The following is a 1,342-nucleotide window of genomic DNA, read 5'->3' as shown; positions in this document are numbered from 1 at the left end:
TCCGAGGGCGGCACGAGCTTCTTTGAGGCTCTTGCCAGTGGCGATCTGTTCGCGGATCTGCGCTTCGACATGTTCGATACGACGTGCCGTTTCAGCGACCTCCTGAGCACGATTACGCGGGACGATGACGACACCATTGGCGTCAGCGACAACGATGTCGCGGGCGCAAACTCGAGCTTGGCCAACCGACACCGGCTGGTTTACAGCCGCGACTTCCACGCGGTCCTTTCCGGTACGCATGAAACGGCCTTTGCTGAACAGCGGGTAGCCCTCGCCCAGCGCCTTGTTCACATCGCGGCAGACTCCGTCAATAACCGTGCCGGCAATACCACGGGCCAGTGCGTACTGGGTCATGATGTCGCCCCACACCGTGCAATCGGTACGGCCGTCATTGGCGATGACCACCACATCGCCTGGTGCTACTTCATCAATGAAGTCACCGACAGTGCCGGGCGGTGTACTGGCACTGACGTACTGAACAGTGAAGGCAGGGCCGACCACGACCTGGCTGTAGTTGGCCAGTGGCGCGATACCAAAGGCCTGGCCTGGAAGGCCCAGTTTATCCATCGCGTCGGACACACCCGGGGTATCCAAGCCTTCGAACAAGGCAACCAGGTCTTTATCAGAAAGGCTCATATCAGTGCTCCACCTTGATGGCTTCGAATTGCGTGTCGTGCATGACTTCTTCGACCGAGCGACCGGCGCGGACAGCGTCGACCATGCCGGCTTGGCGGCGGTCAATACGCTCGGCCAGATCAAGCACTTTCTCGATGGCATTGGCCGGAACGAAAACCGTGCCGCATTCGTCGGCGATCACATAGTCGCCCTCATCAACTTCAACACCAGCCATGCGAACTTTGACGGCTGCATCGATCTGGATGAGCCTGTTGCGCGCGCTGATCATGGTCACGCCGCGACCGAAGACCGGGTAACCGATATCGGCGCTGCCGCGGATGTCGCGGCTGAAGCCATCGATGATCGACCCACGGATGCCTTTGCGCTGGGCTGCGTTGGCGAGTATGTCGCCCCAGCTGGAAATACCGTCGACACCACCGGCGATCACCAGCACTCGGTCATCGGTGGTGACATGCTCTACGACCGGGGTAATCAGGTGAACGGTGGGCGCCACGTCCTGCTTTGGCCCCAACTGCACGGTGCTGGCTCGGCCGACGATTTTGGGGCAGTTCCAGAGCGGCATCAGGCCATTAGTGGCGCCAGGCAGTTCGAGGAAGTCCAGAGCGTCCGACACTGTGTTGGTATCGAGCGCAGCCAGGCGTTCAAGCGGGGCTTTCAAGCTCATCTGTTGCAGGCCTCTTATAGGTGAGGCTTGAGTATCGGCGCT

General features: G+C 60.3%; 2 protein-coding genes. Both read right to left on the bottom strand.

Annotated features, from left to right (window positions below):
• Window positions 1-636 (bottom strand): RraA family protein (locus N5D53_RS27550; RefSeq protein WP_279841135.1); only part of this gene is annotated, 636 nt, incomplete at its 3' end.
• Window position 637: 1 nt separating this feature from the next.
• A complete protein-coding gene (locus tag N5D53_RS27545) occupies window positions 638-1,300 on the bottom strand; it encodes an RraA family protein (protein ID WP_279841136.1) in 663 nt (220 codons plus the stop codon).
• Window positions 1,301-1,342 lie beyond the last annotated feature (42 nt).

It is taken from the genome of Pseudomonas sp. GD03862, from assembly GCF_029840855.1.
GTDB lineage: Bacteria > Pseudomonadota > Gammaproteobacteria > Pseudomonadales > Pseudomonadaceae > Aquipseudomonas > Aquipseudomonas alloputida.
This window is presented reverse-complemented; position numbering and strand designations above follow the sequence as displayed.